Annotated in this window: 16 protein-coding genes and 1 pseudogene; 13 read left to right on the forward strand and 4 right to left on the reverse strand. The window is 59.0% G+C overall.

The features are described from left to right. The first annotated feature begins 120 nt into the window (after positions 1-120). Genes ACW9H9_RS02475 through ACW9H9_RS02490 form a run of 4 tightly spaced genes read left to right on the forward strand, consistent with a single transcriptional unit; the run spans position 121 to position 3,573 of the window. Complete coding sequence (locus ACW9H9_RS02475) at positions 121-903, forward strand: ABC transporter substrate-binding protein (RefSeq protein ID WP_457341425.1); 783 nt, start codon at positions 121-123, stop codon at positions 901-903. After that, positions 900-1,568, forward strand: a complete 669-nt coding sequence (gene ehuD, locus ACW9H9_RS02480; protein WP_457341426.1) for an ectoine/hydroxyectoine ABC transporter permease subunit EhuD — start codon at positions 900-902, stop codon at positions 1,566-1,568. Before ACW9H9_RS02475 ends, ehuD begins: the two co-directional genes overlap by 4 nt. After that, the gene (locus ACW9H9_RS02485) at positions 1,565-2,308 is read left to right on the forward strand and encodes an amino acid ABC transporter ATP-binding protein (RefSeq protein ID WP_457341427.1); all 744 of its coding nucleotides are present in this window, start codon (positions 1,565-1,567) and stop codon (positions 2,306-2,308) included. The genes ehuD and ACW9H9_RS02485 overlap by 4 nt, the downstream gene beginning before the upstream one ends. After that, positions 2,305-3,573: an NAD(P)/FAD-dependent oxidoreductase gene (locus tag ACW9H9_RS02490; protein ID WP_457341428.1), complete on the forward strand. Its 1,269-nt coding sequence runs from the start codon at positions 2,305-2,307 to the stop codon at positions 3,571-3,573. The genes ACW9H9_RS02485 and ACW9H9_RS02490 overlap by 4 nt, the downstream gene beginning before the upstream one ends. A 107-nt stretch (positions 3,574-3,680) precedes the next feature. On the opposite strand, the gene glsB is transcribed toward ACW9H9_RS02490, so the two are convergent. Continuing rightward, the gene (gene glsB, locus ACW9H9_RS02495) at positions 3,681-4,589 is read right to left on the reverse strand and encodes a glutaminase B (RefSeq protein ID WP_457341496.1); all 909 of its coding nucleotides are present in this window, start codon (positions 4,587-4,589) and stop codon (positions 3,681-3,683) included. Positions 4,590-4,741: 152 nt separating this feature from the next. On the opposite strand from glsB, the gene ACW9H9_RS02500 reads away from it, so the two are divergent. Beyond that, the gene (locus ACW9H9_RS02500) at positions 4,742-6,217 is read left to right on the forward strand and encodes an aldehyde dehydrogenase family protein (RefSeq protein WP_457341429.1); all 1,476 of its coding nucleotides are present in this window, start codon (positions 4,742-4,744) and stop codon (positions 6,215-6,217) included. Positions 6,218-6,326: 109 nt separating this feature from the next. Then, a complete protein-coding gene (locus tag ACW9H9_RS02505) occupies positions 6,327-6,683 on the forward strand; it encodes a hypothetical protein (protein WP_457341430.1) in 357 nt (118 codons plus the stop codon). A gap of 45 nt (positions 6,684-6,728) precedes the next feature. Here ACW9H9_RS02505 and ACW9H9_RS02510 read toward each other — a convergent pair whose 3' ends face one another. Next, positions 6,729-7,139, reverse strand: coding sequence for a hypothetical protein (locus ACW9H9_RS02510; RefSeq protein ID WP_457341431.1), 411 nt, complete (start codon positions 7,137-7,139; stop codon positions 6,729-6,731). 112 nt (positions 7,140-7,251) lie between these two features. Between ACW9H9_RS02510 and ACW9H9_RS02515 the strand changes: the two genes are divergently transcribed. The 5 genes from ACW9H9_RS02515 (at position 7,252) to ACW9H9_RS02535 (ending at position 12,207) form a co-directional block, all read left to right on the forward strand. Further along, positions 7,252-8,103 (forward strand): AraC family transcriptional regulator, encoded by an 852-nt coding sequence (locus tag ACW9H9_RS02515; RefSeq protein WP_457341432.1) that lies wholly within the window; start codon positions 7,252-7,254, stop codon positions 8,101-8,103. Between the two features lie 290 nt (positions 8,104-8,393). Further along, entirely contained in the window at positions 8,394-9,122 is a 729-nt protein-coding gene (locus tag ACW9H9_RS02520; RefSeq protein ID WP_457341433.1) for a winged helix-turn-helix domain-containing protein, read from the forward strand. Then, the gene (locus ACW9H9_RS02525) at positions 9,115-9,870 is read left to right on the forward strand and encodes a hypothetical protein (RefSeq protein WP_457341434.1); all 756 of its coding nucleotides are present in this window, start codon (positions 9,115-9,117) and stop codon (positions 9,868-9,870) included. Before ACW9H9_RS02520 ends, ACW9H9_RS02525 begins: the two co-directional genes overlap by 8 nt. A gap of 31 nt (positions 9,871-9,901) precedes the next feature. After that, entirely contained in the window at positions 9,902-10,585 is a 684-nt protein-coding gene (locus tag ACW9H9_RS02530; protein ID WP_457341435.1) for a winged helix-turn-helix domain-containing protein, read from the forward strand. A gap of 227 nt (positions 10,586-10,812) precedes the next feature. After that, on the forward strand, positions 10,813-12,207 hold the full coding sequence (locus ACW9H9_RS02535) for an undecaprenyl-phosphate glucose phosphotransferase (RefSeq protein ID WP_457341436.1): 1,395 nt from the start codon (positions 10,813-10,815) through the stop codon (positions 12,205-12,207). 618 nt (positions 12,208-12,825) lie between these two features. On the opposite strand, the gene ACW9H9_RS02540 is transcribed toward ACW9H9_RS02535, so the two are convergent. Further along, positions 12,826-13,209, reverse strand: a complete 384-nt coding sequence (locus tag ACW9H9_RS02540) for a hypothetical protein (RefSeq protein ID WP_457341437.1) — start codon at positions 13,207-13,209, stop codon at positions 12,826-12,828. Next, a pseudogene (locus tag ACW9H9_RS02545) lies at positions 13,206-14,205 on the reverse strand (hypothetical protein); the annotation flags it as partial. The gene ACW9H9_RS02540 and the pseudogene ACW9H9_RS02545, both read right to left, overlap by 4 nt. A gap of 371 nt (positions 14,206-14,576) precedes the next feature. On the opposite strand from ACW9H9_RS02545, the gene ACW9H9_RS02550 reads away from it, so the two are divergent. Next, positions 14,577-15,455, forward strand: coding sequence for a cycle-inhibiting factor (locus tag ACW9H9_RS02550; RefSeq protein WP_457341438.1), 879 nt, complete (start codon positions 14,577-14,579; stop codon positions 15,453-15,455). A 411-nt stretch (positions 15,456-15,866) separates the two neighbouring features. After that, positions 15,867-16,427, forward strand: a complete 561-nt coding sequence (locus tag ACW9H9_RS02555) for a recombinase family protein (RefSeq protein ID WP_457341439.1) — start codon at positions 15,867-15,869, stop codon at positions 16,425-16,427. Position 16,428: the final 1 nt, after the last annotated feature.

Genomic DNA, 16,428 nt, shown 5'->3' on the forward strand with positions numbered 1-16,428 from the left:
CATTTTTTCGGTTTTATACGTCGATATACGATTTTTATAAATCGAAATGGCCTGGAACTTGCGGTTTTGTTTCCAGCCGCTTGCGGTGCTGACTATCCGTTTTCCTTCTGGAGTAACCCGATGAACAGTCTTTCGCCCTTGTTTCGCCGCTTTGCGTTTGCCCTGTGCGCCACGCTGTGTGCCACCGGCGCGCACGCTGGCAGTGCGACCTCGTACAAAGTCGGTGCAACCGCCAGCGGTTCGCCCTTTACCTTCCTGGACATCAAAAGCAACAGCATCCAGGGCGTGATGGTGGACGTGGCACAGGCGGTGGGCCAGGCCGGCGGGTTTACCAGTGAGATCGAGCAGACCAACTTTGCCGCCCTCATCCCCTCGCTCACCTCGGGCAAATTGGACTTCATCGCCGCCGGCATGCTCAAAACCCCCGAGCGCGCCCAGGTGGTGGACTTCAGCAACCCGGTGTACGCCTATGGCGAGGGCTTGATCATCAACGCCGACGACAACGCCGCTTACCCCGACCTGACGCCGCTCAAGGACCAAGTGATCGGCGTGCAGGCCGGCACCGTGTTTTACGACAAGCTCAAGCAAATGGGCACCTTCAAGGAGATCCGCACCTACGACTCCATCGGCGAAATGGTCCGCGACCTGTCCCTGGGCCGCATCAAGGCCGCTGTGGGCGACCAGCCGGTGGTGGCCTACCAGATCCGCCAGAAGCTGTTCAAAGGCGTGAAACTGGCCGCCGACTACAAGCCGTTCAACGTCGGCGAAGTGTGCCTGGTGGTGCGCAAAGGCGACGCCCAGACCCTCGACCGCCTGAACCAGGCCATCGCCAGCATCAAGGCTGACGGCACCCTGGCCAGCATCCTCAAGAAGTGGGGCCTCGACGCCCAGGTGACGCCATGAACGTTGGAGAGTTCCTGCAAAACGCCCAGGACTTCTTGCCGATTCTGCTGCAGGGCGCCTGGGTGACGGTGCAGATCACCGTGCTGTCGTTTTTGCTCAGCAGCGCGATTGGCCTGGTGCTGGCGCTGCTCAAGCTGTCGCCGATCAAGGCGCTGTCGTGGGCGGCAAGTACCGTGATCAACGTGATTCGCGGCCTGCCGATCATTGTGCAGCTGTTCTACATCTACTTTGTATTGCCGGACATGGGCGTGCACCTCAGCGCGTTCCAGGCCGGGGTGATCGGCATGGGCATCGCCTATTCGGCCTACCAGGCCGAGAACTTTCGCACCGGCATCATCGCGGTCGAACAAGGCCAGCGCGAAGCTGCCGAGGCGCTGGGCATGCGTTCGGTGCTGATGATGCGCCGGGTGATCCTGCCGCAAGCGTTTCGCATCGCCCTGCCGCCCTATGGCAACACGCTGGTGATGATGCTCAAGGACTCGTCGCTGGTGTCGACCATTACCGTGGCCGAGATGACCCGCCAGGGCCAGTTGATCGCCTCCTCGACCTTTCAAAACATGACCGTCTACACCCTGGTCGCCCTGCTCTACCTGGTGATGAGCCTGCCGCTGGTGTATGGCCTGCGCCGCATGGAACTGCGCCTTGGCCGGAGAAAAAAAGCATGATCGAAATTCGTCAGTTGCAAAAACACTACGGCACCCACCGTGTGCTGCACGGCGTGGACCTGGACGTGGCCAAGGGCGAAGTGGTGTGCCTGATCGGGCCGTCCGGCTCGGGCAAATCCACCCTGCTGCGCTGCATCAACGCGCTGGAGGCCTACGACGGCGGCGCCATCCGCGTGTTTGGCGAAACCGTGCAGCGGGGCAGCCACACCGTGCATGCGTTGCGCAGCCGCATGGGCATGGTGTTCCAGCGCTTCAACCTGTTCCCGCACCGCACGGTGCTGGAAAACGTGATGGAGGGGCCGGTGTACGTCAAAGGCGAGCCGGTCGGCAAAGTCCGTGCAGAAGCCTTGGTGCTGCTGGAAAAAGTCGGTTTGTCGGCCAAGGCCCAGGCCTACCCCGAACAGCTTTCGGGCGGGCAGCAGCAACGCGTGGCCATCGCCCGCGCCCTGGCGATGAAACCCGAGGCGATGCTGTTCGACGAGCCCACCTCGGCCCTTGACCCGGAGCTGGTGGGCGATGTGCTGGCGGTGATGCGCACCCTCGCCGACGAGGGCATGACCATGATTGTGGTCACCCACGAAATGGGCTTTGCCCGGGAAGTGGCCGACCGCGTGTGCTTCCTGCACGGTGGCTACATTGTCGAGAGCGGCGCCGCCGAGCAGGTGCTGGGCAACCCGCAACAACCGCGCACCCAGGACTTTTTGCGCCGCGTGCTGCACCCCACCGGAGGCCGCTCATGACCTCACTGTGGGCGGCAACCGCGCCGCCAGCGGTGCCGACACCGGCACTGGGCGAATCGCTGAAGGTGGATGTGGCGATCGTGGGCGCGGGGTACACCGGCTTGTCGACCGCGCTGCACCTGGCCGAGCGCGGCGTCAGCGTGTGTGTGCTGGAAGCCAACGAGCCGGGCTGGGGTGCATCGGGGCGCAACGGTGGGCAGGTCAACCCGACGCTCAAGTATGACCCCGAGCAACTGGTACAGATGTACGGCAGCGAGCGCGCCGAACCGTTGATCTCGACGGTGTCGGGCTCGGCCGACCTGGTGTTCGACCTCATCGACCGGCACGGCATCGACTGCGCCCCGGTCCGCCAGGGCTGGATGCAGGTGTCTTACACCGACAAAGGCGTGACCGGCCTGCACACCCGGGCAGAACAATGGGCCCGGCGTGGGGTGCCGGTGCAGCGGCTGGACGCCAGCGCCGTGGCCTCGCGCCTGGGCAGCCAGGCGTTTGCCGGTGGCTGGCTCGACGGCCGCGCCGGGGCGATTCAGCCATTGGCGTATGCCCGTGGGCTGGTGCGGGCGGCGTTGGCGGCAGGTGTGCGCATCCATGGGCAGAGCGCGGTGACCGGCTTGCAACGCCAGGGTTCGGGTTGGCACTTGCAGACCGCAGGCGGTGCGCACGTGATGGCAGGCCAGGTGGTACTGGCCACCAACGGCTACAGCAGCAACTTGTGGCCGGGCATGGCGCAGAGCATTTTGGCGGCCAACAGTTTTATCGTCGCCACCCGGCCACTGCGCGGGGCGGCCGCAGACAGCATCTTGCCGGGACAGCAAACCGTGTCCACCGCGCAGCGGCTGCTGCTGTACTTTCGCAAAGACGCCCACGGGCGCTTATTGATGGGCGGGCGCGGGCTGTTCAACGACCCCACCGGCCCCTCGGACTTCGCCCACCTGGAACGCTCGCTGGCGTTGCTGTTTCCGCAATTGGGGCCACTGGAATTCGAATACCGTTGGGCCGGACGCATCGCGATCACGCGGGACTTCATGCCCCACGTACACGAACCCGCACCGGGGCTCACCTTGGCGCTGGGCTGCAACGGACGCGGGATTGCGCTGTGCACCAGCCTGGGCCAGCAATTGGCCGGGCGGCTGTGTGACCGCCAGGCCGCGTTTGCCTACCCGGTAACGCCGTTGCAGCGCTTGCCGTTGCATGGGTTGCAACGCTTCTACATCGGCGCGGGCGTGGCGTGGTACAGCCTGTTGGATCGGCTTAATGTGAGTTGACGAAGGTTGGCCGACCCGGTCAATCATGTGCTGGAAAGTATGCAGAAACGGCCATAACGTGCTGCAACCCTCTGGGTCGGCCCCTTTACAGGGACCGACCCAGCACCTCAAAACACCGACCACCCGATCCGTTCACTCAACAATTCCAACGCCTTCATCCCCGCCAGCGAGTTCCCTGCTGCGTTGAGCTCCGGTGACCACACGCACACGGTGAACTGCCCGGGCACCACCGCGACGATCCCGCCGCCCACCCCGCTTTTGCCGGGCAACCCCACGCGGTAGGCAAAGTTGCCCGCTTCGTCGTACAGCCCGCTGGTGGCCATGATCGAGTTGACTTGTTTGGTTTGCCGCGCGGTCAGGATGCGTTCGCCGCTGTGGCTGCACAGGCCTTCGTTGGCCAGAAAGCTGAACGCCTTGGCCAGGTCCAGGCAGCTCATTTGCAGCGCGCAGTAGTTGAAGTAGCTGTGCAGCACCGCGTCCACGTCGTTGTGGAAGTTGCCAAAGGACTTCATCAGGTAGGCCATGGCCGCGTTGCGGGCGCCGTGCTGGGCTTCGGATTCGGCGACCACGCTGTTGACCAGCACCTGCGGGTTGCCCGACAGGCGCCGCACGAAGTCGCGCATGGACAAGGTGGGCACCGCGAACCGCGACTGGTTGATGTCGCAGATCACCAGCGCACCTGCGTTGATGAATGGGTTGCGCGGCCGACCGCGTTCGAATTCCAGTTGCACCATGGAGTTGAACGGCTGCCCCGAGGGCTCGTGGCCCAGGCGTTCCCAGATGGTTTCGCCGCCGTGGTCGATGGCCTGCACCAGGCTGAACACCTTGGAAATGCTCTGGATCGAGAACAGCGTGTGGGCATCACCGGCGCAGTAGCTGGCGCCGTCATTGCCATACACGGCGATACCCAGTTGTTGCGCCGGGACGTCGGCCAGCGCAGGAATGTAGTCGGCGACTTTGCCGAGGCCGATCAGGGGGCGTACTTCGTCGAGGATCGACTCCAGCAGCGCCTGCATATCTTGTGCGGTCATGGTCTTGGAGAGTGGATGAGCGGGCGCGGAGGATACCTTAATGGCGCCGTCTTCTCGATCACGATGGAATATTCCAGGGCTCTGGGACGTTATGTGTAGAGCATTGACGTACCTGACCTCTATGAGAGCCTACGAGCATGAGTGAAATAGCCACTGGATTTGTGAACGCCGCAGCCAACCGCGACGAGCACCTGAAGGGCGCCAGGCTTGACGCCGGATTTTTCAATTTCATCAATGGCCAACGCACCTCACCCGGGGGGCGTTTGCAGGTCGTCAACCCGGCCACCACACAAGTACTGGCCCAGGTGCCCGACGCAGGCGAGGACGTGCTGGACCAGGCCGTGCAGGCCGCCCGTGCGGCCTTCCCTGCCTGGGCGGCCACACCGTGGGCCGAACGGCGTGCACTGCTGGAGCAGTGTGTGACACGCATCCAGGCCCATGAGCAGGAACTGATCACGCTGTTGACCGCAGAGAACGGGCGGCCGCTGTCCCACTCGGCCTGGGAAGTCGGCGCGGTCGCGCATGGCATTGGCCCGATGCTGCTGAGCCTGGAGCTGGCGCAGGAACACATTGCCTCGCCCACCCTGGGCCAGGTGATCAAGCGCCACACGCCGCTGGGTGTGGTGTGCGCCATCAGCCCCTGGAACGTGCCGGTGATTTTGTCCTGCGTGAAGATGCTGTCGGCGTTGCTCACCGGCAACACGATCGTGCTCAAGCCTTCGCCTTTTGCGCCGCTGACCGTGTTGCGCGTGGTGGACCTGTTCATCGACCTGCTGCCACCGGGCGTGTTGAACGTGATCACCGGCGGTGATGCCCTGGGCCCGTTGATGACTGCGCACCCGGGGTTCGACAAGGTGACCTTTACCGGCTCCACCCAGACCGGCAAGCGCGTGATGAGCGCCGTGGCCCCCACCCTCAAGCGCATCACCCTGGAACTGGGCGGCAACGACCCGGCCATCATACTGCCCGATGCCGACCCGCACGCCATCGCCGAAAAACTGTTCTGGAGCATGTTCAAGCTCAATGGGCACGCCTGTATCTGCCTCAAGCGCCTGTACGTGCACGCTTCCATTTACCCGGCCGTCACCGAGGCGCTGGTGGCGTACGCCGCGCAGGTCAAGACCGGCGACGGCTTTGCCGCAGACTCGGACCTGGGCCCCGTGCAGAACGAAATGCAGTTCGAGCGGATCCTGGAAACCTGGGCCGCCATCCAGGCCAGCGGCGCCCCGCTGCTTTACCAGGGGCAGGCGCCCGAGCAGGGTTACTTCTTCCCTGTGACCTTGCTGGATAACCCGGCGGACGATGCGACGTATGTCAGCAAAGAGGTGTTCGGCCCGATCCGCTCGGTGATGAAATACACCGACCTGGACGATGCCATTCGGCGTGCCAACGACACCCCCTATGGGCTCGGCGCCTCGGTGTGGGGCAAAGACGCCGAGCAACTGGCCGCGGTGGCCAACCAACTCAACGCGGGCACGGTGTGGGTCAACCAACACGCCAACCTGAGTGTGGACATCCCGTTTGGCGGGCATAAAGAGTCAGGCTTTGGCGTGGAGTTCGGCGTCGAAGGCTTGAAGTCCTACTGCAACGTGCAAGTCATCGCCACCCAATAAAGCCCCCCACCTGGCCAGCCATCAGCCCACGCGCTGATGGCGCCTGCCAACTCGCCGGACCATCGGTGATACCCTACGCCCCCCCTTTTGCTGTCGAGATACTCCTCAGATGAAACGCGTGCTCGCTGTTTGTGCCCTGCTGTTGCTGGGCGCCTGCTCCTCACCGTCCAGCAACGCCCCCACCCAAGCCCCTGCCCAGGACGCCAGCGCGTCAGCCTGCCTGGCTGGCGGCGGCACGATGACCCAAGTGGGCAAGTTGCAAACCTGGAAATGCATCACACCTTATAAGGATGCCGGTAAAGCCTGCACCGACTCGAGCCAGTGCGAGGGCGAATGCAGAACCAGCGTCAACACCCAGCCCGGCAAGGGCCCTGTGACCGGGGCGTGCCAGGCCGACAACGGCCACTTCGGCTGCTCGGCAACGGTCGAAAAAGGCAAGCTGGGCCGCGCCCTGTGCGTTGACTGACACCTGGCGGCAGCCCTCGCGGGGGCTGCACCGCGCGCGCGGGCGTTAGAAATACGTGACGTCCGACACCTCGGTGTCCAGCACATCCCGGGCCAATGCCAGGGCGCGCTCGCGGGACTCCACCAGCAACAACGGGTAGCCCCACGCGTTGCCAAACGCCATGGCGAACGTCTTGAGCGCCAGGCGCTTGGCCGCGCTGGGCTCCACCTGAATCAGGCCTTTGACAAAGCTGCTCAGCGCCGGCCTGTTGTGCTTCATCCAGATCGACGCCTGCTTGCGCGCTTCATGCGCGTGCGCGTGGGCGCTTTCGTCCGCGCCTTTTTCGTGCAGCAGAACAAAAGGCTGTTCACGGCGCAGCAGCGCTTCGAAGTGCGAAAAACCACTCTCTTCATATTGGCCGGTGGGCGCATCGATCTCGATGGTGACCACGGGGAACGTTGAACTGTCGAGTCTCATGACAGGGCTCCTTTAAATGAGAACAGTTCCCACTATAATAGGCGAGCCGCTAGACGGCATTGCACAGAATAGCCAGAATATTTCGCAATCCAGCCAACCTGCGATCCCCCCCATGACTCAACACCGTCTTGACCAGCACGACCCCGCCAGGGCCCGTTATGCCGAAGCGCTCCCCCGTCCCGTCGTGGCCGTGGGGGCGTCGAGTGCGTCTGAGCGCTGGGAGCACGCGCCGCACCATCACCGCCGGGGCCAATTGTTGTACACCTTGCGCGGGGTGATTCACTGCGTGATCGAAGCGGGCATCTGGATCGTGCCGCCCCAGTGCGCCTTGTGGATTCCCGGCGGCCTGTCCCATGCGGCCCGTGGTGCCGGGGAAGCGCAAGTCTATTGCCTGCTGATCGAACCCGACGCCGCCCGTGCCCTGCCCCAGGGGTGCTGCACGCTGACCGTGTCACCGTTGCTGCATGAACTGATCAGCAAGACCGTCAGTTTCGAGCCGCTGTACGAAGTCGACGGGCCCCAGGGCCGGTTGGTGGCAACCATGCTGGATGAGCTGGCGCAGGCCCCACCCGAGGCGCTGCACTTGCCCATGCCCCGGGATGCGCGGCTCAATCGCCTGGCCAACAGCCTGCTGGCCAACCCGGGCGACAAGGCCACGCTGGGCGAATGGGCGCTGCGTATCGGCATGAGCGAACGCAGCATGACCCGCCTGTTGTTGGAGGAGATCGGCTTGAGCTTTGGCCGCTGGCGCCGGCAGTTGCACGTGATCTTGTCCCTGCAACGCCTGGCCCGCGGTGAAAGCGTGCAAACGGTGGCCCTGGACCTGGGTTATGAGAACGCCAGCGGCTTTATCACCATGTTCCGCAAAGCCGTGGGCAAACCGCCCGCGCGCTACTTGGCAGACCGCGCTGGGATACCCCCTAGCACACCCTCGGCTATTGCATTACCTGACTGTTATAAATAGTCGCGGACAACCGCTTTTAAAGCGTGATCGCAAGCGGCTTAAATCACTAAAAGCCAAACAAATCAAGTCGATCTAAATTCCATAACGCGCACTAAAAATTTGCACTAGCATTGGAGTACGCCCGTCCAAAAAAGCGCACACAATATCTTCTGGCACACTCATTTTCTCTCTGCAAATAATGGGTTGAATGTTAAAATTTGTCACATTTTGGCATATTCAATTCGATTAACATCTAAACGCCTGCAGCGATTGAATTGACGGCTTTGCACGCCGGAAAAGGGAGCAACGTGATGCATTTTTCCAACGTCCTCGCTATTGCACGGACTCAATCGAAATCTGAGGACTTTAGGGAGCTTATAGTTCGGACTGTTCCGAACACTCTAAAAGTCGACACTCGGTCCTATGGGCAACTAATTGGCCACTATGACGACAATAGACATTACCGTGCCATCATTATAGAAATCGACACGCCTTCAGCCAGCCACCAAACGCTGGACATCATAAAAAAAACCCGAGTCGAAAACCCTGGCGGTACCATCTTTGTGATTGTGACGTTTGCCACTACATCGAGCAAAACCAAGTACTACCTGGCAGGTGCCGATTACTGCTTACAGGTGGTAGAACGTGCGCCCGAAAAAAAGCTCATGCTCTTTGCCGCGTTTCTCAGTGAATCATACTGGCTAAATAATGCTGATTTGCTACTAGATCAAGACCGCATGTGTATTTATGGCGGCGGCAAAAAACTGGAAGTGTCGTTTGTCGAAATGAAAGTGTTGGAAGCCCTGGTGAATAATCGCATGCTCAGCCATGACGAAATTGCCAGCGTGATGGGGCTTAATACACGCTTCTATGATTCCAGGGCGTTGGAGAAATCCATCAGCCGGTTGCGCAGTAAAATAAAGTCACATTACGGTAGCAATATCATTCAGAACATACGCGGCTATGGCTACAAACTCAGCAAAGGCCTGGTGTGCACCCATGATCTTCCCCCCGTCCGGGAGCGGTCGAACTATGAATAGCCAACAGGTATTGCCACCGGAGTTCGTTGATTTCACGTTCTCCCGACAAGCCATACTGGGGCGAAACGGTACGTTGTGGGGCAGTGAACTCCAAGTGTATGCCAGCCCCGCTTTCGACGGTGCACGGCACGACATTCACTCTTTTTACTTCGAGCAACTTAAATACGCTTACAGCGAAGCGTTGCGCCGCGTTGAACCCACGGCCTTTACCAAAGAAGCCAAACGTTTGCACGTGGAGAAGCAACCGGTGTTGTATAAATTCTTCCGAATCGAGCCGTCCTTATTAATGAATGAGGACATCGTCAAAGAAATTATCGCCACCTCCCACACGCTGAAAAAGCACCAGCAACAACTGATTATCAGCGTGGAAAACTCGCTGGCGGCCCTCCCCGATCCGGCAGAGCGTCGGCGCATGATCCACCAACTGTATCGGCTCAAAGATCGCAGCAGCCTCAAGCTTGCCTACAGCAATTACACCTTTACGACCAAGCCCGCCGACCTGTTGAGCGACCTGGGCTTGTATGACTACATAAAAATGCCGTTTCCAGACGCGGCCCTCAGGCTGAGCCTGAACACGCGCTCAGGCCTGTTCGACCTGCTGTATGACCGCATGCTGGGGCTGATGAGCGCCAGCAAAGTGTCGTTCGTCGCCGACAACGTCGAGCACGCCGACAGTGCACTGCTGGCCAGGCGCCTGCCGTTTGACTACTTTCAGGGCCGCTACTTTTCCCCTGCCGACAGTTTATGAACCCCGTACTTCCCTCCACTCGGTGAATGCCATGAGCTCTCTAAAGAAACACACGTTTACTTCCAACCCGCCCTCTATCGCTTTGCATGATTTCACGCCCAATGTGGCATTTTTGCATTACGACATCGACAGCGCACCACGCATCGAAACACCCGAAAAGAAGTTGGAACCTTCCACCGCCAGTTATGCCGTTAATCACGAGCAAAAAAACTTCAACCTGTGGCTCAGCAACTACGTCGCGGCCAAAAAACTCTACGAAGCCAATGAGCGTGTCACCCGCCAACTTCATGTGGCGCGCAAGCACTCGAACATCACCGCGTTGAATCCAGACACCCCTGGGCTGGAAGTTAATCATACGGCGCACCCGGGCAATATCGGCCCTGAAGTACTGGCACAAGAGTTCTGGTTGTTGACCCAGCAAGACAGGACACTGGTAAAAGGCGGACTGCGGATTGCCTTGACAGCGATGGAATCGGCGATCATTAAAAAGATGCTGCACCACGAAGAACGCGTGGTGAGTAAAGACGAACTGATCCGTGATATCGGACGTGAACCCGAGCGTTACCGTGGCCTGGAAATGTGCCTCAGCCGACTGCAGGATAAGTTCCGGCGCAACAACGACGGCGAACGTCTGTTTCGCGCGGTGAGAAACCGTGGCTATTGCCTGACACAAAAAATAAAGAAGCCCCTAGAGCATTCATCCACCCGTCGTTAAAACAATAATAATTAAACACTTTATTTACACCCTGCCTATTAGAAACCTTTTTCTACCTGCCTTTTTATAACACCGCGCCTTCGTTATAAGTCGTCAGCTATTGCTCCCTGCTGTTCATTACTATCAATGCGTACGCACGCGCGTACGCCAGCCACTTAGATAGTCATTCAAACCACGCCTCGCTTTAACCTGCCAGCACGTGAGTGGACACCACAGGGAGCAGAAGTATGCTTAACAACACGAGAATGTATCGAAACCTGACCCCCAAAGGCTTAACCTTTTGGGGACAGTGGGCAATCGCCTTGAGCCTGGTGGTGGTAGTTCTGTTTTCGCTGGTACTTTTCAAGACCGGACAACTGGAGCCCTACTACCGGATATTGGCATCTTTTACAATACTGGCCTCAATACCGGCCTATATGTTATGTGACGTGTATAGCAAAAAAGATGATTTTTGGGTGGGGCTCGGACGCTTGTTCATGGGGTGGTTATTAACCTTGGGCATCGTGTTTGTGGCGGGAGTGGTCTGTAATGTCAACTCGCTATTCCCCTTGGAAATCCTGTTACTGTGGGCCGCGGTCAGTTACCCGATACTAGCACTCTGCTACATCCCCATTCATAGCCTCTCCAGGCACTACCATCGGCAACTTCACGAGCGCCAGAAATCGCTGATTATTGGCACCGGGAAAGTGGCCATCGACTTGGCCAACACACTCTCCAAACAAAAACGCTCGCCGTTAGTCGGTCTTGTCGGCCCACACACCGCCGCCGCCCAAGGCAGCCCCCACACCCAGGTACTCGGCGACCTGCCCGATCTGGTGCAGTTGATCCGCCAACATGGCATTCGCCGCCTGTACATCACCCACTCCCTGCAGGAAGCCACCCATATCGAGGCCTTGTACCTCAATGTGCTGGACATCAGCGTGGACGTGATTTGGGTGCCCGACCTTCACAACATGCTCCTGCTCAACCACAGCGTGGCCGAAGTAGACGGCTTGCCCGCCATCTTCCTCAATGAAAGCCCGCTCACCAGCCGCCCCACGGCGGCGTTCAGCAAAGCGCTGTTGGACAAGAGCCTGGCGCTGCTGGCCATCCTCCTGCTCAGCCCGTTGCTGCTGCTGTTTGCACTGCTGATCAAGCTCACCTCCCCTGGCCCTGTGATCTTCAAACAGGACCGCCATGGTTGGAACGGCGAAATCATCAAGGTCTGGAAATTTCGCTCCATGCGTGTGCACGACGACCAACACGTGCGCCAAGCCAGCCGCAACGACTCGCGCATCACCCCGGTGGGCCGCTTCATCCGCCGCACGTCCATCGATGAGCTGCCGCAGTTGTTCAACGTGCTGCAAGGGCACATGGCACTGGTCGGCCCGCGTCCGCACGCGGTGGCCCACAACGACTACTACTCGGGGAAGATTCGCGCGTACATGGCGCGGCATCGCATCAAGCCTGGCATCACTGGCCTGGCCCAGATCAACGGGTGCCGCGGCGAAACCGAGACGCTGGAAAAGATGCAGCAGCGCGTTGATATCGACCTGCGCTACATCAACAGCTGGTCGCTGTGGCTGGACCTCAAGATCCTGTTCAAGACGCCCTTCACCCTGTTGTCCAAAGACATCTACTAACCCCCTCCCCCTGCTGGCAAGGCGCTTTATGCGCCGCGCCAGCCCTCTCCCCAAGCAGGAAACACGCCACACAAGGCACAGAGCGGCGCAGGAGCGCCGTTCGTGCGTGGTGCTGGCCCAGTGAACCGCCTTCAGCAATCGATGAACTGATGAGGTGACGCCCGCATCAGGGCGCGCGCGTGCTCGCGATCACAACACACCCGGTGACGAGCCGCCGCGATGGCAATCAAGCCCGCTGGCCTTGCATTGTGGGGGGAGAAATAGACAGGACACGCCGCTTGAAAGCACCACACTCCCCTTGCGGGAGCAGGCTTGCCTTGCAGGGCTGGAACAGAACAGGCGGGGCACAACACACACCCGCCATGGGCGCGGGCTTGCCCGTGATAGCGACACCTCAGCCACCCCCTAAGTGTAACGGCTCGCGTTTGAAAATACATGGGTTCGCATTTAGCGGCATTTCTGGCTCACATTAACTGCAACCAGCCGAAGCCATCGGCTCACATTAATTGCAAATGAGCTTGCATTCGACGGTGTGGGCTCGCGTTTCATTGCGACGGGCTCACATTAATTGCAACTGAACATTCACCCGCGCAGGCTGCCTAAAAAGGCCGGAATGGCTCAACTGAGTATCCCGGATTTTCCGACGAGAACCAGCAACGCCAGGGCGACGAACAACCCGATGGAAACCCACTGCAGCACGGCCAGCTTGCGCTTGAGGCGCAAAGGGAATCTGCTTATATCATCAGCGCTGACCCCTCCGCGTTTCAGGTAGAAGCCGGAGAATGTTACGAAGCCGGAGATTCCGCCGATCAGCATCAAGCGTCCCCACGGACCGCCATTTCTAAGTGCTGCCAGTGCCACAACTGAAGGGCTGTTTTTGAGGTGCCCCAACATCTGATCCATGTAGACGTGGCCAACGCGCAGCGCGACCCCAATCCAGACGAACATGCAGACAAGCACCACGCCGCACAGGCCCCCAACAACGAGTTCGGCAGTGTTCATTTCGTCATCTCGTACAGGACTTCTCCCGTCATTTCACCGCCACTCCCTCCAAGTGCGCCGCCTGCTACAGTCGCGCCGCCGACCAACACAATGCCACAAGCCAAGGTAGCCATACCGCCAGTGGGAACACCCAGCGCCAAGCAAACCGTACCTACTACAGGGGACGTAAAGATCATCCCGGTAAATGCGCCGCCAGCGACACCTCCGGCGAAGCTTCCCGCCTCGGTGAACCGAATCTTCTTGCAAGCCTCGGTTTCACCAGCTGAGCACACGTCCTGAACCTTCATGTAGGAGGCCCCTCCGCCGATGGCCGTGCCGAACCAGCCGCCATATTTGACGACTTTGGCGGCCTTGGCCACCCCCTCTATGTGCGTTGCGTAGCCGGGGATCTGCTCAGGCGCGCCGGCTTTCGTCCACTGGTGCACTAGGCTGCGACTGGAGATCCCCAGCGCGCTCTTCAAATTCGGGTGATCAGGAAAGCCAATGCCCTTGCGAACCAGCCCGGTCAAACCGGTGTTAAGCTGCGCGAGCAGGCGCTTGCGCTCGACAAAAAACTCCGGTGAACGTAGGTGCCCATCCTTGAGGAAGGCGCGCTGATGCAGCGCTTCGATGTCACGTAGGGTGCCTTTCACGGCCTCCAGATTCCTGGCAAACATGGCCTCCCCCGCACCGATCGCGGTAGAACCCTGAGACAGGAACCCCTCAATCTCCGCGTGATGGCGCGCCATTAAAGTCGGCCTCGTCCGCGCTAAGGGGCGTGAGCGCGTCGCTGGTCTTGGCCGCCGCTTCCATCAGCCACGCCTCTTCACGGGTGCACTGAAAGTTGTTCGGGTCGCTGAGCACGATCATCGAGCCGGCTTTGACGTCACCTCGATGTGGGTTGAGCGCCTGAAACTTACTCATCACCGCCGGATCACGCATGGGGAAAAGCGTGGCCTCCAGGGCTTCGCGGGTCATGCTCTTGGGCACCACATAGAAGCCAGGCTCCTGACCTGCCACGCTGTTAAAGGGGTGAATAGAGAAAACGGGCAAAATCGTACGCTAAGCATTTGGCCTGTAAGGTTGAGCCCATAGATGTAACGACCTGCAAACGAAAACCCGCCGACCAGCAATCAGCGCAGTTTTCGACCAGCATTAATTGCGTCTATCCAGTCCCGTGAACCGGCGTTAATTGCGAATGAACCTGCATTCATCCACGCTCACCTGCATTACACCGGTGCCGACCAAGAGCAAATAATGTGGGCCCAACCGCATAGTCACTCGCAGCTAATCTGAGCCGAAAACGGCGCTGATTGCGAGCCTACCGGTTTTCGATTGCGAGCCGCTACACTTAGCTCCCGAATATCCAACGAGTGGAATACCCTCAGATGAGAAATATCCTTAATGCCTTTCGTTCATCGCAGCCTGACCCGCACCTGCAGACGCAAAATAGCAAGCCAAGCCGTACTTCCAGGACGTCTGCTACGGCCTCGTCGTCCCGCAGCGTAAATAATCCCTCAACCCGCATGGTGCAGGACTTTGCGCAACTAAGCGCCAAAAACCTTAGAGCAAACGTGTTGCTTAACAACGAAGACAACTCCATTCCAATTCACCATAAAAGCCCCTCCGCTTTGCTAAAAGCGATTGATGATAATATCTCGCAAACGGCCCAAGAGTGGGAAATGCCCAGGCATGAGGTGGAAGTGATGCTGGGGAGCAGCAAGCGCATTAGAGAGCCAGTCTGTGGTATCACCGCCAATAACGTGGCGAAGCTGTTCCTGGACACTGATAGCTTCAGCTATGCTTTTGAACGCGGGCAGACAATATCCTTACCGCAGCTTCAGCAGCAGCTCGCAAATTTACCGGCCCATAAAAATTTTATTTTGCGCGTTAATGACAGGGGGCTTGGGCACGCGTACGTCATTGATCTCCCTGCTAGCGCAAACCCAAGGCGAGATGCATTCATCTATCAGTCTGATTTAGGGGAGGGAGCAACCCGACCGTTGTATCTGAATGACTGGATGAACAAGAAAGCATCGCACCCGGTATCGCTGAATGATATCAATACGCATTTCATGAATATGTCGCAGGGTCGAATCGATCCGGAGCATATTGCTAAGCTGTTTGACATTGACGGTGACCCGAAAATGCTGCGCCCGGAGCGCCTTGATCTACGCAAGAACCACGGCTTCAACTTTCAGTTTTCAGAATACGACCCGGCGAACCTTGAAAGAAACATCACGGAGATAAAAACGCGATGCGGCTGAGTATTAGCCCAGCGTAGAGGTGAACAAGGTCCCAGGGTTCCTTTTTTGCGGTTAGCATCCGTAAAGCTCCGGGGTTATTTATTAACCTCTGCTGGCCTTTTTTCTTCGGCATCCCGCTAAAGCAGGTTTACCGAGCCCAGTGGGAGCGAGGCTACAAAAAAACGACATATGACGCGCTGAGCTAATTATCAAAACCCGTCTGACGTCGCTGCAATCAGAGTGACGGGGCGTCAGAAAATGCAGAAAGCAGCCCTACCTTGCCGCAAAGCGAGTAACCCGCCTGACGTCCATTTGAGGTATACCCAACCGATACTCTCAGGTGAGACAGTTTTCTTGTCTCAATAGGGTTGTCTTTCGATTTTGGTATGCTAGCTTTACAACGTCTAAAGCCTAACGAGACAAATCTCACCCATGGCACTTTACGGATACGCCCGAGTCTCCAGCAGCGACCAAGATTTTGTGCTGCAAGAAAAAACCTTGCGAGAAGCGGGTTGTGACGTGGTTCGTTCCGAAAAAGGAAGCGGGACAAGCCGAGTGGGTCGAACGGAGCTTCAGACGCTGCTCGATTTCCTACGCCCTGGCGATACGCTAGTGGTTACACGCATTGACCGCCTTGCACGCAGCATCAAAGATCTTCAAGACATCGTTTACACGCTGAAAGAGCGAGGAGTCAGCCTCAAAGCGACTGAGCAACCAATCGATACGCTCAGCGCGGCAGGGAAAGCCTTCCTGGACATGCTGGGCGTGTTTGCAGAGTTTGAAACCAACCTGCGACGTGAGCGCCAACTTGAGGGGATTGCTGACGCTAAAGCTCGTGGCGTTTACCGGGGCCGTAAACCGTCCATTGATCCTCTGGAGGTTCAACGCTTGCGGGCTGAAGAAAAACTAGGTGCCACGGAAATTGCGCGAAGACTGGGTGTTGGTCGTGCCTCGGTGTATCGAGTATTGGCTCAGCATGGACACCAAGCGTAAT

This window comes from Pseudomonas sp. SDO5215_S409 (assembly GCF_054071325.1).